We start from the raw sequence: 1,659 nt of genomic DNA, 5'->3' as shown, positions 1-1,659 counted from the left end.
CCCGCCGACACCGGCGGCCAGGCAGGCGATGGTGGTGCGGAGCATGTTCACCCACGGGTCGCGGGCGGTCATCATCACGTCGGAGGTGACGGCGTGCTGGCGCTGCGCCGAGGCGGCCGGGGTGGCGCCGGAGGCTTCGGCCACCCGGGCCCAGAGCCGGCGCGCGGCGCGGAGCTTGGCGATCGTCAGGAACTGGTCGGCGTCCGCCGCGTAGCGGAACTCCAGCTGGCCGAGCGCGGCGTCCACGGAGAGGCCGGCGGCGGTGAGCGTGCGCAGGTAGGCGACGCCGGTGGCCACCGAGGCGCCCAGCTCCTGGGCGGGCGAGGCGCCGGCCCCGTGGTACGGCAGGGCGTCGACGGCCAGCGCGCGGATGCCGGGGAAGCCCTCGGCGCAGCGGGTGGCGAGCGCGGCGGCCTCGGCGAGCAGGGCGTCGGTGCGCGCGGCGTCGCCGGTGCGGGCCTGGAGGCCGAGCGGGTCGGCGCCCAGGGTGGCGACGGCGGAGCCGGGGGAGACCTCGCGCTCCCGGTACAGCGCGAACAACTGCTCGGCGGCGGCGGGGAACTCGGCCCCCGCGTCGAGGACCACGCCGGCCAGGTCGAGGTAGACGCCGGTGAGCGCCTCGCCCAGCGCGGTGACCGGCAGCCCCGTCCCGCCGAGCTCCAGCCAGAGCGAACCGCCGCCGTGCTCCAGGTCGGCCAGCGCGGCCTGGTTGGTGCGGCGCGGATCGGGGTCGCTGTGCCGCTGGCGAACGTCCCAGCCCGAGACCGAGGCGCCCTGCGGCCGGGCGCCGCGCACGAACGGCGGGAAGCCGGGGAGTCCGGGGTCGGCCGGGGCGTCCTCGGCGGTGTACAGCGGGCGGGCGCGCAGCCCGTCCTGGAGCGCGGTACCGAGCGCGTGCTCGGCCGCGGCGCCGTCCTCGGGCTGCGCCCCCGCCTTGCGGAGCACACCCTCGACGAGGGTCTGCCCCTGCTCGCGGTGGGCGGCCGGGAACTCGGCGGCCAGGGGAAGCCCTTCGGGCGGGACCGTCATGCCCCGCAGGTTAGCGCCCGTGCGCGGGGGCGCAGGAGAGGCGAAGGGTGTGACCTTGCCCTCTCTGTGCACTCTGTTGCACTACCGGTGCCGCCGGGCGCGCGCGAGGGGGGGTGCGGGAGGCGGTGCGGGCCGGGTGGTGAGCGGGCGGCATGTGGGCGGGTCGGGGGCTGTGTGCGGGCGGCTTGCGCAAGCCCGGCGGTCATCTACTAAGTTACTTGGTAGAACGTGGGTGGAGGGCGTCGCACCCCCGGCGCGCCGGCCTGCCCGTTCACCCGCCCGAGTTCGCCCCGCTGGGTCCGTTCAGTCCGTTCGCCCCGTTCGCCCCGTTCGGTCCTTTCGGTCCGATCCTCACCCCTTCTCGCCGCCAGGAGACCGCCACCATGGGAAAGCGCCGCAAGCCCAGCCCGCCCGGCCGGGCCCGTCTGGCGGTCCTCACGACCGCGATGGCCGGTGGCGTCGTGCTCACCGCAGGACCCGCCCAGGCCGAGCCGGCACCGGGCCTCGCCGCCGTGAAGGAGGAGGTCGACCGGCTCAACGAGGAGGCCGAGCAGTCGATCGAGCGCTACAACGGCTTCCAGGAGAAGCAGCAGAAGCTCCAGGGCGAGGCGGGCCGGATCCAGGAGAAGG

At 76.4% G+C, this 1,659-nt stretch carries 1 protein-coding gene and 1 pseudogene; one reads left to right on the top strand and one right to left on the bottom strand.

Features of this window, described 5'->3' with window-relative positions; all coding sequences use genetic code 11:
• Positions 1-1,029: methylmalonyl-CoA mutase family protein (locus VR45_RS23015; protein WP_045941715.1), on the bottom strand; the 1,029-nt coding region annotated here is incomplete at its 3' end.
• A gap of 383 nt (positions 1,030-1,412) precedes the next feature.
• Between VR45_RS23015 and VR45_RS23010 the strand changes: the two are divergent.
• A pseudogene (locus tag VR45_RS23010) lies at positions 1,413-1,659 on the top strand (hypothetical protein); the annotation flags it as partial.

Source organism: Streptomyces sp. NRRL S-495 (assembly GCF_000966955.1).
GTDB lineage: Bacteria > Actinomycetota > Actinomycetes > Streptomycetales > Streptomycetaceae > Kitasatospora > Kitasatospora purpeofusca.
This window is presented reverse-complemented; position numbering and strand designations above follow the sequence as displayed.